The following is a 25,567-nucleotide window of genomic DNA, read 5'->3' on the forward strand; positions in this document are numbered from 1 at the left end:
GGTCACGCGCGAACGGCATACACCTCGTGCAGTTCGGTGCCTGCCAACGAGGGATCCTGGCGGCTTCGTGGAGTGAGGCCGTGGAGTTCGAGGACCTCACAGAATTCGGCGAGGCGGCCGTCGTGGTCGTGCACCTCGGCGACGACGGCGCGGATCCGGGACCAGTCGGATTCGGTGATGCCGAGCAGGACATCGAATTCGGCTCGTTCGACGTCGATCTTCAGAACGCCGATCTCGGCGGCCGGATCCTCCTGCGCCAGGATCGCCGACACCGTGGTGACCTCGACATCGATCTGCTCGCCGTCGTGCAGGCCGCGGGTGATGAGGGTGATCGCGTCGTCGGGCAGACCGCTGTTGCGCAGGAAGGTCTTCGTCGCGTCGTCGTCGGCCTCCCGATCGGCGTACAGGCTCGAGTTCGCGGTGGCTCGGGGGTACCAGGTGAACGGCAGCACACCGGGTGCGGCGCCCACCGCGACCTCGAGGGCGACACCGTCGGGCACGTGCGCCGACATGTTCCGGTGCAGGCACTCGTACGTGGCGGGGGCGGGTTCGGCCGCGATCACCCGCACGCCGGGGTGCGTTTCGGCGAACACCATCGCGCTGAGTCCGATATTTGCGCCGATGTCGACAACGAGGTCACCGGGTCGCAGGGTGGCGGCGGCTCGGCGGTAGTACCCGTCGGCGATCATCTCGTTCCAGAGCATGCGCGCTTCGGCAGGGCTGGTGCAGGTGACGGTGCGGCCGTCGTCGAGGCGCAACTGCTGCTGTGTCGTCGTCATCAGTTCATGAATCCTTCGAGGATCGGGCCGATCACGGCCAGCGCGGAGGGGTGGGTCAGCTCGAGATGGCGTGCGTCGAGAACAGTGTTGTGAATGCGGCCAGTGACATGGGGTCGCCATGTCTGCGCGACGGCTTCGGCGTCGTCACGATCCTTACCCGCGGTGAAGAAGATCAGGTCACCGTCGAAGGTCCGGGGCCGGTAGGCGTCGGCGAGTTCGCCTGCGGTGGAGAAGCTTTCCATCACCCGGTCGATCTGGTCGGCGGTGAACAAACCGGTGCCGGTGATCTGATCGCGGACCACCTGCCAGGCCTGCTCGGTGGTGCTCGCGGTGACGGTGTCGCCGAGGTCGAACAGTTCCCGCCAGCCACCCAGCAGGTCAGCCATCAACTCGCCCGGTGCGGAACCGGTGTCGGGCGTGATCGGCGGGGCGCCGACCGCGCTGTCCATCATCGCCAACAGCGCGACCTGTTCGCCCTGCTCCTGTAGCTGTGTCGCCACCGCATGGGCGATCTCGCCGCCCAGCGACCAGCCGAGCAGGTGGTAGGGCCCGCTGGACTGGGTTCGGCGGATCTCGTCGACGTAGCGGTGCGCGAGCTCATCGATCGAGGTGGCGCCGGGTTCGTCGGCGACGACGTGTGGGTCCTGCAAGCCGAAGACCGGCCGGTCGCCGCGCAGATTCCCCACCAGTCCGCCGTAGAACCAGGCGAGCCCGCCCGCCGGGTGGATCGCGAACAGCGGTGCGGCATCACCCGCGGGCCGCAGCGGCAGCAGCACCTGCATGCCCGATCCGCCCTCGGTGTCGTCGACTCTGCGGGCCAGAGCCCGCGGTGTCGCGTCGTCGAACATCCACGGCAGCTCGATCCGGACTCCACGGCCGTGGAGTTCTGCCACGGCCATGGTCGCCAGCAGCGAGTTGCCGCCGAGGTCGAAGAATCCGTCCGCGGCCCCAACCCTGGCCACGTTCAGGGTGTTGGCGAACACCTCGGCGATCGCGATCTCGGACTGTGTTCGCGGAGCGTCGTATTCACGCTCAGACGGTTCGAAGTCGGCTGTGGGCAAGGCATTTCGGTCGAGCTTGCCGTTGACCGTCACCGGCAGCGCGGACAGCACCACGATGGCCGAGGGCACCATGTAACCGGTGAGCAGCTCCGCGGCGGTGTCACGAACCTGCGCCGGGTCCAGTTCCTGCCCGTCGACGGGAACGACATAACCGATCAGCTGGTCGACGTCCTTGGCGTGGCGGTGCACCGCGGCAGCCGCCTGGGCAACGCCGGGATGGCCGAGCAGCGCCGATTCCACCTCACCCAATTCGATGCGGAAACCGCGCAATTGGATCTGCGCGTCGGCGCGTCCGAGGTAGTCCAGTTCCAGTCGGTGTTCGCCGCGACGCCACCGGCCGACGTCACCGGTCCGGTACAGGCGGCTACCCGGCATGCCGAACGGATCGGCGACGAATCGGCCCGCGGTGAGCGCGCCCGCGCCGTGGTAGCCGCGCGAGAGCTGTCCGCCGCCGACATAGAGGTCACCGGCGACACCGGCAGGCACCGGCCGCAACCGCTCGTCGAGCACGTACACCGTCATACCGGGCAGGGCACGACCGATCCCGCCGGTGCCGGCCTGATCGACTTCGGCATAGCTGACGTGGACGGTCGTCTCGGTGATGCCGTACATGTTCACCAGTCGTGGCGAGCCCGCCGGGTGGGCGAGCAACCAGCCGGTCAGCCGGGCCGGGTCGAGCGCTTCACCGCCGAACACGATGTAGCGCAATGCCAGCTCGTCCCCGCCCGCGCCACGGTAGCGGCGCTCCGCGTCGACGAATCCGTAGAACGCCGACGGCGTCTGGCTCAGCACGGTGACCTGTTCGCGCGCCACGAGCTCGACGAAGGCGTCGGGTGTGCGGGTGGTGTCGTAATCGACGACCACCAGACGCCCACCCGAGAGCAGAGCGCCCCACATCTCCCAGACCGCGAAATCGAAAGCGTAGGAATGGAACAGCGTCCACACATCGTCGGCCCCGACGTCGAAATTCTCCGCGGCGTTCGTGAGCAGGGTGACCACGTCGCGGTGGGTGACCGCGACACCCTTCGGCCGACCGGTGGAGCCGGAGGTATAGATCATGTAGGCGACATTGTCCGGGCGCGCGGCACCGTCGTGCCCGCTCTCGGCGACCGCGTCGTCGTCCACAAGCAGTATCGGCCCGCTGAATTCGGGCACCTGCGAAGACATCGTCGCGGTGGTCAGCATCGCCACCGGTCGCGCGTCGTCGAGCACGAAGCGCAGCCGCTCGGCCGGATACGCCACATCCAGGGGCAGATAGCCCGCACCCGACATGACCACGGCCAACAGTCCGACCGCCAGATCAGCGGTGCGCGGCAACGCCACGGCCACCAGCGTTTCGGGACCGGCGCCCGCCGCGATCAGCCGGGCGGCGAGGGCCTCGGCGCGCCGGTTCAGTTCCGCGTAGGTCAGAACAGTCGTCCCATCGGTCACTGCGACCGAATCCGGGGCGGCCGCCACCCGCCGTGCGAACAGACCACCGATCGTTTCCTCGGGAACCTGCGTGCCCGCCACACCTGCCGCATCGAGAACCTCGTGGCGCTGCGCCGGTTCCATGAACTCGATGTCGCCGATCACGGCCTGCGGGTCCGCGGTCACCGCCTCCAGGATCCGCACATACCACTGCGCGAACCGCTCCATCGATTCTTCGACGAAAAGGTCGGTGGCGTAGGTCAATCGGCCGAGTGTGCCCCGCGGGTTGCCGTCCGCGTCGAAGCGTTCGACCAGCTTCACGTTGAGATCGGACTGCGCCTGTTCGATGTAGTCCTCGACCGGATCCACTGTGATCCCCGGCAGTTCGAGGACCACCTGATCGAGGTTCTGGTAATCGATCGTCACCTGATAGAGCGGCAGGTGCGCGGTCGAACGTGTCGGGTTCAGCGCCTCCACGACCTGTTCGAAGGAGACCTCCGCGTGCGCGAGCGCTGCCAGGTCGGCGGCCATGACGTCGGCCAGGAGCGCGTCGAAGGGCTGCTCGGCCGACACCGCTGTACGCAGGACGACAGTGTTGACGAACATGCCGATCAGATCGTCGAGTTCGCGTTCCCCGCGCCCGGACACCGGTGTGCCGACCGCGATATCGCCGGTGCCCGCCAGCCGCGCGAGCAGCACGGTCAACGCGGCGTGCGCCACCATGAACGGCGTCGCGCCGGCCGCCCGCGCGACCGCGCCGATCCGCTCCTGCAGCCGTGCCTCGATGGCGAAGTCGACGATCCGGCCCCGCATGGACGCGACCGGCGGGCGGGGCATATCAGTGGGCAGCTCGAGCAGTTCCGGCAGCCCGGCGAGCGTGTCTCGCCAGAAGTCCAGCTGCCGCGACAGCAGCGACTGCGGATCGTGCTCGTCGCCGAGCAGAGCATGCTGCCACAGTGCGTAATCGGGGTACTGCACGGTGAGCGGTGGCCATGCGGGCGAGCTCGCGGTGGTCACGGCGTGATAAGCGGCCGCGACGTCGCGAGCCAGGGGAATCATCGAAAGGCCGTCCGCGCAGATGTGGTGTACGGCGATCACCAGTACGTACTCGTCGGACCCGAGGTCGAACAGTTCGGCCCGCACCGGCGGAGCCGCGGTGACCTGGAAGCTGGCCGACAGCACCGCCGTGGCGGCCTTCGACAGCACCGATTCCTCGATGGCGACCGGGATCAGGTCGGGCACGACCTCGTCGGCGTCGACGATCACCTGTTGCGGAATGCCGTCGACCACAGGGAATTTCGTGCGCAACGATTCGTGTCGCCCGATCACCATCGCGCAGGCGGTGCGCAGCGCCGAGATGTCGAGCCCTCCGCTCAGCCGGATCACCAGGGGCACGTTGTAGGCACCGACGGAGGCGTCGAGCTGGTTGAGGAACCACATCCGCTGCTGGGCGGGTGAGAGCGGCACCGGGCCGCTGTCGGGCCGCCGGGTCAGTGCGGGACGTTCGACGTGGTCGTGGCCGGAGAGCCGGGCGGCGAGGTCGACCATTCTCGGGTACTCGAACAGGTCGCGCACCGACACCCGGATGCCGAGAGCCGAGCTCAGTCGTGCGGTCAGCCTCGTCGCGGTCAGCGAGTTGCCGCCGAGGTCGAAGAAGTTGTCCCGCAGGCCGACTCGGGGTAGGTCGAGCACTTCGGCGCAGACCTCGGCGACGAGGCGCTCGGTCGGATCGCTCGGCGCCAGGTAGCCGACGGCGGCGAAGGTCGGCATCGGTAGAGCGCCACGGTCGAGCTTTCCGGTGGTGGTCAGTGGCAGCTGCCCCAGCACCACGCAGATGTCGGGAACCATGTGGGCGGGCAGTCGGCGGCGGGCCGAGGCGCGCACCTGCTCGGGGTCGACGGTGTCGCCGATGAGGTAGCCCACGAGCCGGTCCGTGCCGTGGTCGTCGGTACGCAGCAGCACTACCGCGTGGGCGACGGTGGGATGTTCGGCGAGGACGGCCTCGATCTCGCCGAGTTCGATCCGCTGGCCACGGATCTTGACCTGATGGTCGACCCGGCCGACGTAGTCGAGCGTGTGGTCGGCCGTCCAGCGAACGCGGTCGCCCGTCCGGTACATCCGGGTACCCGGGTCGTAGGGGTTGGCGAGAAATGTCGTGGCGGTGGCGGCCGGCCGGCCGAGGTATCCGCGCGCCAGCTGGATACCGCTGACGTAGAGCTCGCCGGTCACCCCGATCGGCACGGGCCGCAGGTGCGAATCCAGCACCACGGCGGAGGTCCCGCGAATCGGGCCGCCCAGGGTGATGGGCGCGGGAGGCGAAAGGGGCTCGCTGATCGCGACCATGATGGTGGTCTCGGTGGGTCCGTAGCCGTTGAACAGTCGGCGTCCCGGCGCCCAGAGGGCGGCGAGTTCGGCCGGTACCGCCTCACCACCGGCGACCAGTACCGCGAGGCTGTCGAGCCCGTTCGGTGACATGGTCGCGAGCACGGTCGGTGTGAGGAAGGCGTGGGTGACCGCGTTGTCCCGGATGATGTCGGCCAACCCGGTGCCCGCGTAGGTATCGGGCGGTGAGATGACCAGCGTCGCGCCGTGCGGATGGGCCATCAGGACTTCGAGCATGACCGCGTCGAATCCTGGTGCGGCACACTGCAGCACCCGCGAGTCCTGGGTGACCTGGTACCGATCCCGCTGCTCGGCAGCGAAATTCGCCATGCCCGCCTGGGTGACCGCCACCCCCTTCGGTCTGCCGGTGGTTCCGGAGGTGTAGATGACATAGGCCAGGTCGGTGTCGCGGACCGTGCGCGCGACAGCGCGCGCCGGTTGGTCCGCGATCTGGCGCACGGCGGCCGGATCGTCGACGACCAACCGTGCCCACTCCCCTTCCGGCACTCCGTCGCTCACCTCGTCGACGGTCAACACGACGCGGGCGCCGCAGTCGGACAGCATGACCGCGAGCCGCTCATCCGGGTTGCGCGGATCGAGCAGCGCACCCGCGGCCCCGACCTCGGCCAGCGCCCAGATCGTCGTGATCAACGAGGTCGAACGCGGCATGACCACGCCGACGGTGTCGCCCGTGTCGACGCCGCGCTCGATCAGCCAGTGCGCCAACCGATGTGCGCGAATATCCAGCTCGGCGAAGCTCACCGTCTCGAACCCGCTCATCACCGCCACACCGTCCGGGTGCCGGGTCGCGCCGTGCCGCAAGAGCTCCGTCAACGCCTCGGGCGCCACCCGCTCCGAGCCTCTGGCCGGAACCAGCGCCGCGTGCTCGGCCGCCGACAGCAGGTCGATGTCGCCGACGCGCCCGTTCGGGTCGGTGGCGACGGCGCGCAGCACGCGCTCGATACGGTCGGCCAGCCCGGCCGCGGTCGCGGCGTCGACGCGAGCCGCCTGGTACCGCACCCGGATGTGCAAGGTGTCGGTGTGGTGGGCCTGCACGGTGATCGGGTAGTGCGCGGCATCGGTGCCGACCACGTCGGTGACCCGGACCCCGTCGATGTCGGCGTCGCCGAGTCCGCTGCTGTCGACCGGGTAGGACTCGTACGCCACCAGGGTGTCGAACAGTTGTCCGCCGCCGACCGCGGCCATGATGCCGGACAGTTCGATGTGATGATGGTCGAGCAGCCGGGTCTTGTTCGCCTGCAACTGTTCCAGCGCGGCCGCGATGGTCCGGTCACCCTGTACATGGACCGGGACCGGCAGCGTGTTGATGAACAGCCCGATCATCGACTCGATGCCCGGCACCTCGGCCGGCCTGCCGGAGACCGTCTCGCCGAACACGATCCGCTCGCGACCGAGTTGGTTGGCCAGCACCGTCGCCCAGGCGAACTGCACGATCGTCGACATCGTGGCGCCGCATGCGCGGGCGAGTTCGGTCAGGGCGGTGGTGATGTCGTCGTCGAGATCGATGGTCAGGTCGGTCGGTACCTCGACGGTTGCCTCGCCGACCGTTTCGGCGATCAGGCTGGGTTCGGTGAAGCCCGCCATGGTCTCGCGCCAGATCTCGACCCCGGCGGTGGTGTCGCGCCGGTCCAGCCAGCCCAGGTAGTCGCCGTAGGACGGCGCGGGAGGCAGCAGGCTCGCGTCGGCACCGGCCGCGTAGAGCCCGACCAGATCGCGCAGCAGCAACGGCAGTGACCAACCGTCGAGCAGCAGGTGATGCGCGGTCATGATCAGCCGGAACTCAGCTGGCCCGACCTCGACGAGCACGAATCGCACCAGTGGCGGATCGGCGGGGTCGAAAGTCCGCTCGCGTTCGGACGCGAGGATCTCCGGCAGCGTCGCCTCAGCAGCCGCGACGGTGCGCCAGTGCACGGTGGCATCCACCGGAACGACCTGCGCGAGGACACCATCGATCGTCCGGGTGAACGCAGCCCGCAGGTTCGGATGCCGCCGCAGCAGGTCCGTCGCGGCCTGCCGAAGCCGGGCCTCGTCGACCGGCCCGGTGAGGGTCATCTCCGACTGCGCCGTGTACACATCGAGTTCGCCCACGGCCAGTTCGGCATGGAACAGCAGTCCCGCCTGCAAGGGCGCCATCGACCAGACTGCCTCGATCGGCCCGTAGCGTTCGGTGAAGATGTCCAGGTCCTGTTGGGTCAGCGCGACCAACGGGGTATCGGACGGGGACAGACCCCAATCGTGTTCTCGTGCCGCTATTTCCGCGATCTCACGCAGTGCCGCGGCCCACTCGTCGAGCAGTTCGCGGACCTCACCGTCATCGAGAAGCCTTGTGGCGTAACCGATCTGCGCGGACAGAATCGGGCCGTCGGGAGTGTCGACGATGCTGGTATCGATGGACAGTGTCGCCGCGGCAGGCATGTCGGGATCGAAGGCCGCCTGGTGGTCGAAGTCCTCCCCGGCGGGAATCCAGGCGACACCGGACAGCGCCGCGAGATCGACGCCCGCACGGCCCAGGTTGTTGAAACTGATCTGCGGTTCGGCCGACGCCACCAGTTGCGGGGCCGTCGCCGCGTGGAGGTACCGCAGCATGCCGTAACCGATGCCCTTGTCGGGCACGGCCCGCAACTGTTCCTTGACTGCCTTCACGGCGGCGCGCGGATCGGTGCCGTCGATGTCGAGGTCCACCGGGTAGGCGCTGGTGAACCAGCCGACGGTGCGCGAGAGGTCGGCGCCAGGGGCGAGCTGTTCGGCGCGCCCGTGGCTTTCGAGCAGGATGCGCGCACCGCGGTGCTCGACGCCGCGTTCGGCGCGCCAACGACCCAGTGCCAGCAGGAGACCCGCCAGCAGGGCGTCGTCGGTGGTGGCGTGCGCGGCATGTGGCACCGCACCCATCAGGGCGGTAGTCAGGGTGACAGGAAGCGTCAGCGTCATCCGCTCGACCGTGGCGTGCACGTCGACAGCCGGGTCGAGTGCGGCCCGCCCGAGCAGCGGTTCGGGACGGGACCCCATTCGCTGCCACAGTGCCAGCTCGTCGACGCGGCTGTCGGCTGCCGACGTTACGGCCTGCGCCCAGCGGCGCATCGATGTGCCGACTTCGGGCAGCTCGACCGCTCGGCCCTCGCCGAGCTGCTGCCACGCGGAGACGAAGTCGGGGATCAGGATGCGCCAGGAAACACCGTCGACCACCAGGTGGTGGATCACGATCAGCGCGCGCCCCCGCGAGGCCACGCCGGGCTCCGGCACCAGACAGACGACCTGCATCATCGCGGCATCGACGGGGCTCAGTCGGGCCGACGCTTCCTCGAGCGCGTCCTCGACGAGCGCCGTGAAACCCACACTGCCAGGCATGTTCTCGGGCCCGAAGGTGCGCACCGACACCACCCGCTCGGCAACGATCGCGCCGCGCGGCAAGACCTCGAGGTACGCGTCGACCTCCGCACCACTCAGCCGTGCGCGCAGCATGTCGTGTCGGTCGAGCACGGCGCCGACGGTGGCGACCACGTCGGTCTCCCGCGCGTCGCCGGGCAACTCGACCAGCAACGACTGCGCGAACCGGTCACCGGCCGGACGATCCAGGTACCAGGAAACGATCGGCGTCCGCGCTACCTCCCCGATGCCACCGCCGGGCAGTTCTTCCAGGGTCACCCGTCCCACATCCTCGGCCACGGCGGCCAGTCCGCGAACAGTCCGATGCTCGAAGATGTCTCGTGCCGTCACGACCACGCCGGCCGTCTTCAATCGCGATGCCAGCTGGATCGACATGATCGAGTCACCGCCGCGTGCGAAGAACGACTCGTCGGCCCCCACCGAGGCCACTCCGAGCACTTCAGCGAAGATCCCCGCGATGGTCGCTTCCAGTTCGGTCGCCGCGGCCGTGACCACCGAATCCAGCGCCTCGACATCGGGTTCGGGCAGTGCGCGCCGGTTCACCTTGCCCGTCGACGACACCGGCATCTCATCGAGAACCATGAACACGGCGGGCACCATGTGTTCGGGCAGCGCGCCCGAGATCTGCTCGCGGATCGCGGCCGTATCGATCGTTCGACCCTCGTCGGCCACCAGATAGGCGGCCAGCAGCGGTTGTCCCGCAGGGCCGCGCCTGCTCACGGTGACCGCGGTAGCGACGTTCGGGCAGGCCACCAGCGCCGCGTCGATCTCACCGAGTTCCACGCGCTGACCGCGGATCTTGACCTGGAAATCGGCGCGACCCACGTATTCGATGGTGTGCTCGGCGCTCCAGCGCACCAGGTCACCGGTGCGATACATCCGGGTGCCCTGCGCACCGTACGGGTCGGCCACGAACGCACCGGCGCTCGCCCCCGGCCGATTCAGGTATCCACGCGCCAGTGCCTTACCCGACAGATACAGCTCACCGACCACGCCCACCGGTACCGGTCGCAACCGAGCGTCGAGCACGACGGCGCGCACCCCGGGGATCGGGGTTCCGATGGTGATCGGATCACCTGGTGCCAACTCGGAGCTGACACAGACCGCGATCGTGGTCTCGGTCGGTCCGTACACATTGTGGAAGCGACGGCCGGGCGCCCACGCGGCGACGAGTTCGGCGGAGAGCGCTTCGCCGCCGATCGTCAGCATCTCCAGCGCGTCGAGGCCCTCGGGCCGCAAGGTCGCCAGCACGCTGGGTGTCATGAACGTGTGCGAAACCCGGTGCGTACGAATCAGTTCGGTCAGTTCCGTACCGGCGAACACCTCGGCGGGCGAGATGACCAGGGCGGCACCTGCGTCATAGGCCATCAGCGTTTCCATCATCACCGCGTCGAACGCGGGCGCGGAGACCTGCAGGACCCTCGACGCTCTATCCACCTGATAGTGCTGGTGCTTCGCCGCTGCGAAGGCCGACAGACCTCCGTGCGTGACGACCACGCCCTTCGGCTTGCCCGTCGAGCCGGAGGTGTACACCAAGTAGGCGGCATCATCCAGGCGCGCCGCCGCGAAGTGGTGATCCGGTGACGCGGTGGACAGTTCGGAGATCACCTGCTCGTCGTCGAGGCACACCCAGTCGACGGTGTCGGGCAGCGACGAACGCGCCGCGCTCAGTGTCACCCCGAGCGTGACACCGGAGTCCTGGGCCATGTGCGCGAGCCGATCCGCGGGGTAACGCAGGTCCATCGGCACGAACGCCGCACCGGTTTTCGCGATTGCCCACAGCACCACGTGGAAGGCCACCGAGCGCGGGACAGCCAGGGCGACATAGGTTCCCGGCATCGCACCTGCCCGGGCGAGCAGCACGGCGAGCCGGTCGGATCGCCGGTCGAGTTCGCCGTAGGTCAGGGTTTCGTCGTCACCGATCAGCGCGGTCGCCATCGGGTCGGCGGCAGCGGCGGCGAGCAGCGCGGGCAGCGTCTTCGGCGCCACCGCTGTCTCGCGCCCGGCGGGCAGCAGCTGCGCGGCCTCCTCGGGGCTCAGCAACTCGATGGCCTCGAGGGTCACGTCCGGCTCTGTGGTGATCGTGGCGAGAACGCGCAGGAGGCGCTCGGCGAATCGAGTCGCGGTGGCCTCGGTGAACAGGTCGGCGGCGTAGACGATCTCGCCGTCGATGCCCGCTCCGTCGGCGCGCTCGTTCAGCAGCACCGTGAGGTCGGTTTTGGCTTGTGCCACACCGGGATCGAGCACCTCGACGTCGATATCGTCGAGTTCGAAGCGCGTGGGATCGGCATTGTGGAAGCCGAGCATCACCTGAAACAGCGGTGAGTACGCGGTCGACCCGGCCCGGTCGAGCACCTCGACCAGACGCTCGAACGGCACGTCCGCGTGCGCGAGCCCCTCCAGATCTGTGCCGCGCACCTCCGCCAGGAACTCCCGGAACGACAGTCGCTCGGCGACGCGAGTGCGCAGGACCACCGTGTTGACGAACATCCCGACCAGATCGTCGAGTTCGGGGCGTCCGCGACCGCTCACCGGGGTGCCGATCGTGACGTCGTCGGTGTGGGCGGTGCGCGAGAGCAGGATCGCCAGCGCGGCGTGCAGAACCATGAACACCGTGGCGCCCTCACGGCGAGCGAGGTCGACGATAGCCTCGTGCAACGCCGGCTCGACGGTGAACCCGACACTGCCGCCGTCCATCGTCAGCACCGCGGGCCGTGGACGGTCGGTCGGCAGGGCGAGTAGTTCGGGGGCGTCGGCGAGAATTCGCTGCCAATAGGTGATTTGGCGCCCCGCCAGGGAAGTGGGGTCGTCCTCGGCACCGAGCAGCTCACGCTGCCAGACCGCGTAGTCGGCGTAGTCGACGGACAACGCCGGCCACAGCGGTGGCGTGTCGGTGCGACGAGACCGGTAGGCGGCGAACACATCTCGGGCCAGCGGCGCCATCGACGCACCATCTGCGGCGATGTGGTGCACCACCAGGATCAAGACATGTTCATCGGCATCCGTGCGATAGAGCCGCACGCGGACCGGCGTGTCGGTGGCGATGTCGAAGCCCGACTCCACCGCATCGCGCAGGCGATCTGCCAGCAGCGCCGGATCGTCGAGGGAGGCGAGTTCGATATCCGTGGCGCCGATCGTGCCGTCCTGGACGAGCTGGTGCGGTTGCCCGCCCACCGCGGGATAGATCGTGCGCAGGGTCTCGTGGCGGGTGATCACATCGGTCATCGCCGCACGCAGCGCCGCCACGTCGAGCGGTCCGGTCAGCCGGGCCGCGAATCCGATGTTGTACGCACCGGAGTCGGGGTCGAGCTGGTTGAGGATCCAGATGCGCCGCTGCGCCGCCGCCAGCGGAATCTCGGCGAGCTCGTTGCGGTGCACCAGCGGCACGCCGGCGTAACGGTCGCGCACCGCGATCCGTTCGGCCAGCGCCGCGATGGTGAGAGCCTCGAAGATGTCGCGAACACCGACCCGAACCCGCAGGGCGGCTTCGGCCCTGGCCGCGATCTGGGCCGCCGACAGCGAGTTCACGCCGATGTCGAACAGGTCGGCGCCGACGCTGACCCGGTCGGCGCCGACGATCTCGGCGACGATCTTGGCCAGCACGGCCTCCCGGTCGGTGCGCGGGGCGAGGAATTCGGCCGCGTCGTCGATGTCCGGGTGGGGCAGCACGGCGCGGTCCAGCTTGCCGTTCGCATTGAGCGGCAAGGTGTCGAGCACCAGCACCGCGCCGGGGACCAAGTAGGACGGCAGTAGCCGGGTGAGCGCACGGCGCACCTCCAGCCCGTCGAGTGCCGCGCCCGGCATCGGCGTGACATAGGCGGTGATCCGGTCCTCGGTGACGATCGCGACCGCGCGGGCGACCGCATCGATCGAGTGCATGGCAGCTTCGATGTCGCCGGGCTCGACGCGCTGGCCGTGGTACTTCACCTGGAAGTCGCTACGGCCGAAGAACTCCAGGGCGCCGGTGGGCGTCCAGCGGACCAGGTCGCCGGTGCGGTAGAGGCGCTCCCCCGGCGCGCCGAACGGGTCGGCGAGGAATACCCCACAGGTGAGATCGGGGCGGTCCTGGTAGCCGCGGGCCAGCTGGGCGCCCGAGACGTACAGGTCGCCGACGACACCGGCGGGGACCGGCCGCAGTCGTGCGTTCAGGACATAGGCGGACATCCCCGAGACCGGGTACCCGATCGGAACGCTCTGCGGCGCAGCGGGATCTGTCGTGCAGCGGTAGGCCGTCACGACCTCGGCTTCGGCGGGACCGTACCAGTTGACCACCTCGGCCCGATCGAAAACCTGTCCGGCGCGTTCAGCGGTGCGCTGGGCCAACGCCTCGCCCGCCGGGAAGAGGTAGCGAACCGAGGACAACTGGGTCGTGCCCGGGTGCTCGAGCAGCACATCGAGCATCGACGGGACGAAGTGCACGGTGCTCACCCGCTCGTCCGCGATGACCTCGGCCAGGTAAGCGGGATCGCGGTGGCCGCCGGGTTCGGCGACGACGATCTGCGCGCCGGTCTGCAACGGCCAGAACAACTCCCACACCGCGATGTCGAAGGTGATCGGGGTCTTGTGCAGCACCACATCCGAGGCATCGTGCGGGAATTCGCGTTGGGCCCAAGCCAACTGGTGGGTGGTGGCGCCATGGGAGAGCGCGACGCCCTTCGGCGCGCCGGTCGAGCCGGAGGTGAACAGCACATAGGCGGTGTTGTCGGCGCGCAGGGGTGCGCGGCGTTCGTCGTTGCCGACGGGTCCGGCGGGTTGTGCGCTCAGGTCGAGCTCGTCGAGCCGGACTCGAGACAGCTCGTCGGGAAGGGAGCTCTCGTCGCCCGTGACGGTGACGACCAGCAGCGGTCGGGCGACCGCCAGGACGTGGGCCAGCCGTGCGGTCGGGTAGTCGGGATCGAGCGGAACGAAGGCGGCACCGGACTTCACAACGGCGTAGACGGCGGTGACCAGATCGATCGAGCGGTGAATCGCCACCGCCACAGTGGTTTCGGGGCCCGCGCCGAGATCGATGAGGTGACGAGCGAGACGGTTCACGTCCGCGTCGAACTCACGGTAGGTGAGGACGCGACCGCCGGGCACTCGGATGGCGGAGGCGTCCGGGGTGCGTGCCACCTGCTCGTCGAAGGCGTCGACGAGCGTGCGGTGCGGGCTCACCAGTGGTGCGTCGTGCGGGCGCAGCAGACGGGTGCGGGTCGTTTCGTCGGCGAGGTCGATCTCGCCGACGATGGTCTGTGCGTCGGCGGTGACAGCGTCCAGCACGCGGACGAGCTGTTCGGTGAACCGGCGTGCGGTGGTGTCGTCGAACAGGTCGGTGGCGTAGGTCAGGCGCAGATTCATGCCCGTGATCTCGTTGTGCGGGCCTCGGTCCTCGGTGATCATCAGCAGCAGATCGCAGATCGCCGCGTCGGCGCCGACATCGATGCCCGCGATCTCGAGCCCCGGCACGTCGAGCTGGGCGGGCGCCATGTTCTGGTAGGCGAGCATCACCTGGAACAACGGTGAATGTGCGGTCGAGCGAGCCGGATTCAGCACTTCCACCAGCTGTTCGAACGGAACAGCGGCGTGATCGAAGGCCTCGATATCGGTGCGCCTGGTCAGTTCGATCAGGTCGGCGAACCGCTGCTCCGGGCGGACCCGGGTACGCAGGACGAGCGTGTTGACGAACATGCCGACGAGGTGGTCCAGCGCGCGGTCGCCGCGACCCGCGTACGGGATCCCGATGGCGATGTCGTCGCTGCTCGACAACTGCGCCAGCAGGACTGCCAAAGCGGTGTGCGCCACCATGAACGGGGTCACCCCGCCGCGTCGTGCCGACGCCGCCACGGCCTCCGCGACGTGAGCAGGTACCTCTGCGTGGACCGTCGCGCCGCGATGGGACTGTTCGAGCGGGCGCGGCCGATCGGTGGGCAGTGCGAGCACATCCGGGAGCCCCGCGAGCTGGGTGCGCCAGTACAGCAGGTCGCGGCCCGGCGCGGAATCGGGTGTGGCGAGCAGTTCGCGCTGCCACAGGGCGTAATCAGCGAATTGCACCGGCAGCGGAGCCCATTCGGGCGCCGCGCCGACTCTGCGTGCGCGGTAGGCCTCGATGATATCGGCGGCCAGCGGCGCCACCGAGTAGCCGTCGCAATTGATGTGGTGCACCGAGAGTGCCAGTGCGTGCGCGGTTTCGGTGATTCGGAACAGCGCCACCCGCAGCGGGGCGCCCACCGCGACATCGAATCCGACGCCGAAGAACCGCGTCAGCTCCTGGATCAGGGCATCCGCCGACACCGGGCGTACGGCGAGATCGCAGGACGCGACCACGTCCTCGGCACTCAGCACGACCTGCGCGGGGGTGCCGTCGTGGGCCGGATAGGTGGTTCGCAGGATCTCGTGTCGTTCGATCACATCGCGCAGCGCGGCCCGCATGGCCTCGGTATCGAGGTCACCGTCGAGGCTGATCGACAGTGGCACCACGTAACTCGCGGACTCGGGGTCCAACTGGTTGAGCAGCCACATCCGGCTCTGCGCGGGCGAGAGCGGGATGCGCTCGGGCCGCACCGCCGCCACCGGGCCAGCGACATCACCGACCGCGCGCTGACGTTCGACCCACCGAGCCAGCTCGGCCACGGTCGGGGCTTCGAAGATGGCGCGCACGGGAATCGTCACGCCGAGGACTTCGCCGATGCGGCTGAGCACTCGGGTCGCCAACAGCGAATTGCCACCGAGGGTGAAGAAATTCTCGTCGGCGCCGATCCACGGTGTCTGCACCAGTTCACCGATCACACCGGCGATCGTTTCCTCGACGATCCCGCTGGGAGCCCGGTACCGGGTCGAGCCGACGCGGGTGTCCGGAGCGGGGAGGGCGCGGTAGTCGATCTTGCCGTTGGGCGTGAGCGGCACCGCGTCGATCCGAATCACTTGGGCGGGCACCATATACGCGGGCAGGCGTCCCAGCAGATACGTCCGCAGCGAGTCGGGGTCGATCGCCTCCTCGCTCACCGTGTAGGCCACCAGCACCTGCCCGTCGGCGACCTGATGGACTCGAACGATCGCGGCGCCGATCTGGTCGTGTGCGCGGAACGCGGCTTCGATATCGCCGAGTTCGACGCGCAGGCCGCGAATCTTCACCTGGGAATCGCGGCGGCCGACGTAGCGCAGCCGGCCAGTCGTGTCCCAGCGGACCAGGTCGCCGGTGCGATAGAGACGAGCACCCGGTACCGAGCCGAACGGGTCGGCCACGAAGGCTGCGGCTGTGAGGTCCGCGCGGTCGTGATAGCCGCGGGCGAGTTGGATGCCACCGAGATAGAGCTCACCGGTGACGCCGGAGGGCACGGGGCGCAGTCGGGCGTCGAGGACGTGCGCGACGACATTCGCTTCGGGCGTGCCGATCGCCACGACGGGTCCGTCGAGCTCGCCGATTTCATAGGCGGTGACGCTGACGGCCGCTTCCGTCGGGCCGTACAGGTTGTCGATGCGCGCCTGGCTGACCTCGCGGAACCGGGCAACGGTCTCGGAGTCCAAAGCCTCACCGATGCACAGCACTTGGCGGATCGTGGCGAGGTCGTCGGGGCTCGCGAGGTCGAGGAACGCCGACAGCAGCGAGGGCACGAAATCGACCACGGTCACGCCGTGACGGGCGATCAGCCCGGCTACGGCAGCGGGGTCGGTGTGATCCTCGCGCCCGGCGACGACCAACGCGGCGCCGGAGGTGGGGGCGGTGAACAACTCCCACACCGACAGGTCGAAAGTGGCGGGGGTGCGCAGGAGCAGCACGTCGTCGGCGCCGATTCGGTAATGCGCTGTGAGCCAACGGAGTTGGTTGACGACCGCCTCGTGGGTGAGCGCGACACCCTTCGGAACGCCGGTCGACCCGGAGGTGAAGATGACATAGGCCAGATCGTTCGGGCGCAGTGGCCTGATCCGATCGGCATCGGTGACCGGCGCGGTATCGGTCGCGGCCGGGCTGAGGTCCGACAGCCGCCAGACCGGCGCCCGCGTCGGCAGGTCGATGTCGTCACGGATCAGCACACCGTCAGGTCGTGCGGCGGTGAGCACGGTGCGCAGCCGGTCGACGGGGTGGTCCGGATCCAGCGGGAGGTAGGCGGCGCCGGTCGCGTGGATGGCGTAGAGCGTGGTGAGCAGATCGACCGAACGGCGCATTGCCACGGCCACCAGACTTCCCGGCCCGATACCGTGGCCGATCAGCACTCGTGCCAGCGCGTTCACCTCGGCGCCGAACGCCGCGTAGGTGAACACGTCGTCGCTGTCGATGACCGCCGTGCGTTCCGGTGTCGCCGCGACCTGTTTCGCGAACAGGTCCGCGATCGTCGAGCCGTCCGTGGGAGCGTCCGGACCGGATTCCCGCAGCGACAGTTCGTCGAGTTCACGCGGGCTGAGCAGCGGCAGGTCGCCCACGGGCATGCCGGGATCGGCGACGACACCGCGCAGGATCGCGAGGAACCGCTCGAAGATCGGCGCGATCGTGGATTCGTCGAAAAGATCGGTCGCATAACCGAATTCGACCTGCATGTCGCCGGGGGCACCGTTCGAGTCGATCGTGTCGACCAGGGTCAGGTGCAGGTCGTACTTGGCGACACCCGGTTCGACGAGATCAGCGGCCACCGTGAGGCCGCCGAGTTGCAGCGTCGGGATGTCGATGTTCTGGAACGAGAAGCCGACCTGGGTCAACGGCTCGTGCGCGGTGCTACGCGGCGGATTGAGGACCTCCACCAGTTGTTCGAACGGGATGCCCGCGTTGTCGAACGCGCCGAGATCGCATTCGCGGGCGCGGTCGAGCACCTGGGTGAACGGCGCCGCGGGATCTACCCGCACGCGCAACACCAGCGTGTTGACGAACATGCCGATCAGCGGGTCGAGGGCGGGTTCGCCGCGCCCGGCGACCGGGGTGCCGACCGCGATGTCCTGGGTGCCCGACAGCCGTGCCAGCAGGACCGCGAATGCCGCATGGGTCACCATGAACAGTGTCGAGTCGTGGAGACGTGCGAGGGCGATGATGTCGCGATGCAGGTCGGCGGGAATCGTGGCCGACATGGTCGCGCCACGGTAGGACTGTCGCGCGGGACGGGGGCGGTCGGTCGGCAGATCGAGCATCTGCGGCAGGTCGGCCAGCGCCGCGACCCAGTACCGGATCTGGTCGGCGGTCACGCTCGCCGGGTCGTCCTGAGTGCCGAGGTTTCGCCGTTGCCACAGCGTGTAATCGGCGTACTGGACCGGCAGCGGCGTCAAAGCCGGTGTCTCGCCTGCCATCCGGGCCCGGTAGGCCACGGCCAGGTCGGCGGCCAGCGGCGCGAGCGAGGAACCGTCGATGGCGATGTGGTGCACGGTGAGCACCACCGTCCACTCCTCGGCCGCGGTGCGTAGCAAGGCGACCCGGAACGGCACCTCCGTGCTCACGTCGAATCCGAGGGCGGTCTCGCGTGCGATCCGGTCGTCGATCTCGGCCTCGGTGACCTCGACGCACGTGAGCCGCGGTTCCGAGTGCGGTGCCAGGATTTCCTGCCACGGTCCGCTGTCGCTGTCGGGGTATCGGGTGCGCAGCGTCTCGTGCCTGTCGATCACATCGGCGAGAGCCGACCGGAGCGCGTCGACATCGAGTCGTCCGGAGATCCGCACGACAACCGGCACGTTGTAGACCGCCGCCGAGGTGTCGAACTGGTTGAGGAACCACATCCGGGCCTGCGCGGGCGAGAGCGGAATCCGATCCGGCCGCTGCTGGGGCACCAGACGGCGGTGGCCCGTACCCGGACCGGCCTGCGGGCCGACCGAAGCCAGCTCGCGGGCGAGCGCGTCGACGGTGGGCGTCTCGAACAGCGCTCGCACCGCGACGTCGGTGCCGAACGCGTCGGACAGGCGCGCCGCGACCTTGGTCGCGGTGAGCGAGTTGCCGCCCAGGTCGAAGAAGTTGTCGAGCGCGCTCACCCGCGTCGCGCCGAGCACCTCGCGGTAGACATCGGCGACGAGTTGTTCGGCGGGTGTGCGCGGCGCGATGTCGGCAGCCGTGTGCGGGAACACCGGCTCCGGCAGCACCGCACGATCGAGCTTACCGCTCGCGGTCAGCGGGAACCGGTCGAGCACCATGCACACATCGGGCACCATGTGCGCGGGAAGTCGGTCGCGCGCGGTCGCGCGTACCTGCTCCGCGTCGATGCCCGCGCCGACCAGATAGCCGACGAGTCGGTCGGCACCTGTGCTGGCGTGGATCACCACGACGGCGTGGGTCACCGAGGGGTCCTGCGCGAGTACCGCTTCGATCTCCCCCAGTTCGGTGCGCTGCCCGCGGATCTTCACCTGATGGTCGGCGCGGCCCAGGTATTGCAGGGTCTGCTCCGAGGTCCACCGGACCAGATCGCCTGTGCGGTACATCCGGGTACCCGCACCGCGGGGGTCGGCGACGAAACTGGCAGCTGTCACCGTGGGCCGACCGAGGTAGCCGCGCGCCAATTGCACGCCACCGATGTAGAGTTCGCCCGCCGTACCGACCGGCACCGGCTGCATCCGGGCGTCGAGGACCTGCGCCGAGATGCCGCGAATAGGTCCGCCGATGGTGATCGGACCCTGCGGGGAGATCGGGTCGCTGATCGCGACCATGATCGTCGTTTCGGTGGGACCGTAGCCGTTGAACAGCCGACGCCCCGGCGCCCAGGTCGCGGCGAGATCGGCCGTCAAGGCTTCGCCACCGGAGACCAGCACCCGCAGGCACTCCAGGTTCTGCGGTGACATCGAGCCGAGGACGGTCGGCGTCAGGAAGGCATGGGTAACCCCTTGTGCCCGAATGAGTTCCGCCAGTTCCGCGCCCGCGTAGATCTCGGGCGGGGACACGATCAGTGCGGCGCCACCGGGGTGGGCGAGCAGAATCTCGAGCATCACCGCGTCGAACCCCGGACCCGCGGCCTGCAGGACCCGCACGGTGGGCTCGACGTCATAGCGGTCCTGCTGTTCGGCGGCGAAGTTCGCCAGCCCCTGGTTGGTGACCTCGACGCCCTTCGGAACACCGGTCGTGCCGGAGGTGTAGATCACGTACGCCACGTCGCCGGGGTGCACCGGCCTGCCTCGATCGATATCGGTTACCGGCGCCGAGGAGTACCCGGTGGTGACGGCGCGCGAGACGGGATCGGCCACCACCAGCAACGCCCACGGCCCCTCGGGCGCAGCGCCCTCGACCTCGGCGCTGGTCAAAACCACCCTGGGCGCGCTGTCAGCGAGCATCGAGCGGATCCGATCCTGCGGATTGCGCGGGTCGATCAGTACCAGGGCCGCGCCCGTTTTGGCGACGGCCCACACCGCCACCACGAAATCGAGCGAGCGCGGCAGGACCATCGCCACCACCTCGCCGGGTCGGGCGCCTTCGTCGAGCAGCCGGCGGGCGAACCGGTTCGACAGCCCGTCCAGCTCCGTGAAGTCCATCTGTTCGGTGCCGGAGACGATTGCCGGACCGTCCGGCGAGATCGTGGCGCCGCGAGCCAGCAGATCCGCCAGGGCTACGCCGGGTACCGCGTCCGCACCCCGAACAGGTTGCAGCGCGGCACGTTCGGCGGTGGACAGCAGCGCCACATCGCCGACCGGCACGGAGGGGTTCGCGACCACCGCGTCGAGAATGCGGCGCAGCCGTGCGGCCATCTGCTCGACGGTGGCTGGGTCGAACAGATCGGTCGCGTAGTTGATGCGCAGCGCGACGTCGCCGGTATCCGCGGCGTTCGCGTCGATGGTGACGACGAGGTCGACCTTCGCGGGTTCGGCGCCCGGATCGAGGACGTCCACCGTGAGGCCCGGCAGGGTCAGGCGGGGCAGTTCGGTGTTGTCGAAGGACAGATACACCTGACACACGGGCGCATAGGCCGCCGAGCGGCGCGGATCGAGCTCTTCCACGACCCGGTCGTACGGCAGGTCGCCGTGGGCGAAGGCGTCGATGTCGATGTCCTTGACGCGTTCGAGGAAGCCGGCGAACGATTCGTCGCCGCGGACCGGCGTGCGCAGCGCCACGGTGTTGACGAACATTCCCACCAGCGGCGCGAGGTCCGGCTCGCCGCGACCGGCCAGCGGGGCGCCGATGACGATGTCGCCGGTGCCCGACAGCCGAGCCAGCAGGACGGCGAGTGCGGCATGGACGACCATGAACGGAGTGAGGTCCGCGGCGCGGGCGAGTCGCTCGATGTCGGCATAGGTCCGTGCGGGAAGCGTGGTGGCGACGACCCCGCCGCGCATCGAACGGCGATCAGGCCGCGGCCGGTCCGACGGCAGCTCGAGCACCACGGGCGCATCGGCCAATTGAGTTGTCCAGTACTGCAATTGGTCCGCGGCGAGCGAGTCCGGATCGGTTTCGTCGCCGAGCAGGCGACGGTGCCAGTCCGCGTAGTCGGCGTACTGCACCCTCGGGGGCAGCTGGTCCGGAGCGATCTGCTGCGACCGGGCAGCGTAGGCGGTGGCGAAGTCGACGGCCAGGGGCGCCAGCGACGCACCGTCACAGCAGATGTGATGCAGGACGAGGACCAGCACGTGACTGTCGTGCCCGGTCGTGAGTAGGACCGCGCGCAGTGGTGGTCGAGCGCAGACATCGAAGCCGTCGGCGGTCAGCTCGCGAAGCCGGTCGGCGAGCCGCTGTTCCTCGACGTGTTCCGGGACGCAGGAGAATTCGGTCAGAGTCGCCTCGGTCGACAGGATCTCCTGTGTGCCGTGGCCGTCGTGGGCGGGGTAGCGGGTCCGCAGCGACTCGTGGCGATCGAGAACGTCGCCCAGCGCCGCGCGCAAGGCGGCGGAGTCGAGTCGGCCGGACAAACGCAGGACCAGGGGAATGTTGTAGGCGGCGGACTCCGGGTCGACGCGGTTGATCAACCACATCCGGTGCTGTGCGGGAGCCAGCGCCAACAGTCCGTCCCGCGCGATCGGTACCAGGGCGGACCGCACCCGGCGCCGCGCCCGGCCGACGTACTCGGCGAACCCGGCCACCGTCGGATGGGCGAACAGATCACGCACCGACAGTTCGCATTCGGTGGCATCGGCGACCCCCACGACGGCGCCCGCCGCGGTGAGCGAGTTGCCGCCCACCTCGAAGAAGCTGTCGAACGCGCCGATCCGTTCCACACCGAGCACCTCGGCGAAGACCTGCGCGACAGTCTCTTCGGCCTCGGTCCGCGGCGCGACATAGCTCGCCGTGGCCGCCGCTGCCGGTTCGGGCAGTGCGCGCAGGTCGAGCTTGCCGTTGACCGTCAACGGCAGTTCGTCCACGACCATGACGACATTCGGGATCATGTAGTCCGGCAGCAACGAACCCACTTGTGCGACAACGGCATCGACATCACAGCCGGTACCGGTCGCCACGACATAACCCACCAGACGTGCCGCGTCGGTATCGGCGCGATGCACCACCACGGCGGCCGAAGCCACCGCCGGATGAGCCAGCAGCGCGGCACGGACCTCGTCGAGTTCGATGCGGAACCCGCGCAGCTGCACCTGCTGATCCGCGCGGCCACGGTATTCGAGCTCGCCGTCGTGATCGCGGCGGGCAACATCGCCACTTCGGTACATCCGCTCCCCCGGCGCACCCCACGGGTCGGCGACGAACCGGCCCGCGCTCAGTGCGGGCTGACCGAGGTAGCCGCGGGCCAATTGCGTTCCCGCTACGTAGATCTCACCCCATGCGCCCACCGGCGTAGGCCGCAGGCGTCGATCGAGCACATAGGTGCGCAGGCCGGGCAGGGCCGTGCCGATCACGCTGGGTGCGCCGGGTACGGCCAGGTCGGCACTCATCTCGGTGCGGGTGACGAACACGGTGGTCTCGGTGATGCCGTAGCTGTTGACCAGGACCGGTCCGGCCGGGTTGTCCTGGTACCAGGGCGCCAACGCCGCCGGGTCCAGACCCTCACCGGACAGCACGACCACCCGCAGTGCCAGCTCCCCATCGGGTGTCTCGGCTGCGAGGTGCCGTCGGCGAGCCGCGGCGAATTGATAGAACGCCGAGGGAGTTTGGCTGAACACGGTGACGCCTTCACGGGCGGTCAGCCGCACCAGGTCATCCGGGGCGCGCGCTGTCAGCGTATCGACGACCACCACACGACCGCCGGTGACCAGCGGTCCGAAGACCTCCCAGATCGAGTAGTCGAAGGCCACCGAATGCAGCCATGTCCACACGTCGTCGGCCCGAATATCGAGAGCGGCACACGCATTCGCCAGGTAGGTGACAGCCGAACGGTGGCTGATCACCACACCCTTGGGTCGACCCGTGGAGCCGGAGGTGAAGATGACGTACGCGGCGTCGTCGGGTCGCAGTGGTGCGGTGCGGTCCTCATCGGTGATCCGATCAGCGGCACCGTCGAGGTCGTCGCCGGGCTCGAGAACCAGCCGATCACCGCCCACAGCCAGCGCGGAGTCCTCGACGATGACAACCGTGGGATCAGCCTGACCGACAATGTATTCCAGACGTTCGGAGGGATGACCGAGGTCCAAGGGCAGATACGCGGCACCGGATTTCAGGACCGCGAGCATCGCGACGATCAGCCGGGTACCGCGCGGCAGGGCGAGGGCGACCAGTGCACCCGGACCGGCGCCGCGGGCGATCAAACGCCGGGCGAGCCGAGTGGAACGCTCATCGAGGTCGCGATAGGTGATCGTCTCGCCGTCGGCGGTGACCGCCGCCGCGAGCGGGGTCGAATCGGCCTGTCGCGCCAGCGAATCCACCAATGTCTCAGCAGTGGCGACGCCCTCGACACCGGCCGACCCGTCGACGATCGCGTCCTCCTGCGCGGACGACACCAGCGGTAGTTCCACCACGCGCTTGTCGGAGTCGGCCTCGATGAAGCGGCGCAGGAATTCGATGAAGAAATCGGCGTGGGCGTCGATATCGCGCTTGCTGTAGAGATTGCCGTTGCCGTGCAGCTCGATGAGCAGCGGTGCGTCCGGCCCGGTCCGGTAGAGGTTGATCTGAAGGTCTTCGAGCGCGCCCGAGGTGAGCGCGTGGTAGCGACCGACGGCGTCGCCGAGGCGGATCTCGGAGTCGAAGAACAAGATGTTGAGGACGGGCCCGAAAGTGTTGGCGGAGTTGTCGATCGCGGGCGATTCGCGGCGCAGGTCCTCGAAGCGGTAACGCTGATGGCGCAACGCGGAGATCAGCTCGGCGATCGAGGCCTTGACCAACTGCGCCACGGTGGTCGCGTCGTCGATCGCGAAGCGGATCGGCACCATATTGGCCAGCATCGCCGCGGCATTGCGCAGCTTCACGGTGACCCTGGCGCTCATCGGGACAGAGAGCACCACCTCGTCGGCACCGGTCATCCGCGTGAAGAAGGCCGCGAACGCCGCGACGACGACCTGCGCGGCCGACGCGTCGAGCTCGGCCGAGCGGCGATCGAGCAGCGTCCACAGCTCGGCCGGAAGTTCGCGTGCGGCAACCTCGTCCACTGTTCCCGCGCGCGCCGAACGACCGGACAACCCGGTCGGCGCGGGCAGATCGGCGACCTTGTCCAGCCAGTACCGACGATCGGCCTCGAACCGTGAACCCGCCCGATAGGCCTGCTCCTCCGCGGCGATGTCACGCAGGGGAACCGCCATCAGCCGCGCCGGCGGCCTGCCTTCCAACATCGCGTTGTAGTGCTCGGCGACCCTGCTCAACACGTTGAACGCGCCGTACCCGTCGATGACGAGATGGTGCGCACGCGCGTACCACAGGTGCAGGTCGTCGCTGATTCTGATCAGTCGAGTGATCGCGAGTTGGTGCTGGGTGAGGTCGACCGGTCGGGTGTAGTCGTTGCGCATCCATTCCAGCGCCGCTGACATCGGATCGCCGTGCGTGCCGAGATCGAGTACGAGTTCGTTGAACGTGATGCCGCGGTCGACGACCTGGTAGGGACGCCCTTCCACCTCGACCACCCGCACCATGAGCGACTCGGTCTCTTCGCACGCCTCGTGCACTGCCCTGTTGAACAGGGCCACTTCGAGGGGCCCCTCGATCTCCACGTACTGGGCGATATTGGTCGCCGGTCCACTATGCGCGCCGTCCGCGAACCACATGCCAGTTTGCGCGGAGGAAAGCGGAATCAGATCCCGATTACCGGCACAGCTTTCGACAGACTCCATAATTACCCGACCCCTCGCATGGCTATAGACCCAACACGAAACTCCAAGTACGGAAATCCGTGCGCTTTCCTACCCCGCATATTCACGTGTACCACAACCGCCGAATGCGGGTCCATTACTGCCGAGCAACCATCCGTTTCCCCTCGCCGTTCTCAGGACCGAGAGGGATCCGATGGCCACCGATCCAACGTCCCGCGCGTGCGCTACCCAGACGATTCCGATCCGAAACCTGATACCGACATTAGCCTGGCAGCAAACATCTGGCATATGTTTTTCAGGGAACACCCTAGTAACAATTCAATCCAGGTCGACAGTCGATCCAGACATTCCACGCGAAACTAATATTCCGTCAACATCCCAGGTAGATGCCCTATAGCTGTCGATCTATCGCGTACAGCAGCGAAGTACCACAGTGGATGCTGATGGCATCCACGTTCACCATGGTGCACTCTCCCAGCGTAA

The 25,567-nt window shown here is 68.6% G+C and carries 2 protein-coding genes; both read right to left on the minus strand.

What is annotated here, in order from left to right:
* Positions 1–2 precede the first annotated feature (2 nt).
* Positions 3–779 carry an FkbM family methyltransferase gene (locus ASD42_RS16575; RefSeq protein ID WP_056817648.1) on the minus strand — a complete coding sequence of 259 codons (777 nt, stop codon included), beginning with the start codon at positions 777–779 and terminating at the stop codon, positions 3–5.
* Positions 779–25,105: a non-ribosomal peptide synthetase gene (locus ASD42_RS16580; RefSeq protein WP_084787172.1), complete on the minus strand. Its 24,327-nt coding sequence runs from the start codon at positions 25,103–25,105 to the stop codon at positions 779–781. The genes ASD42_RS16575 and ASD42_RS16580 overlap by 1 nt, the downstream gene beginning before the upstream one ends.
* Positions 25,106–25,567 lie beyond the last annotated feature (462 nt).

Origin of the sequence: Nocardia sp. Root136, from assembly GCF_001427185.1 — a bacterium.
GTDB lineage: Bacteria > Actinomycetota > Actinomycetes > Mycobacteriales > Mycobacteriaceae > Nocardia > Nocardia salmonicida.

Coding starts and splice junctions, on each gene's coding strand:
- ASD42_RS16575 (WP_056817648.1), bottom strand. CDS start 779: ATGACGACGACACAGCAGCAGTTGCGCCTCGACGACGGCCGCACCGTC.
- ASD42_RS16580 (WP_084787172.1), bottom strand. CDS start 25,105: ATGGAGTCTGTCGAAAGCTGTGCCGGTAATCGGGATCTGATTCCGCTT.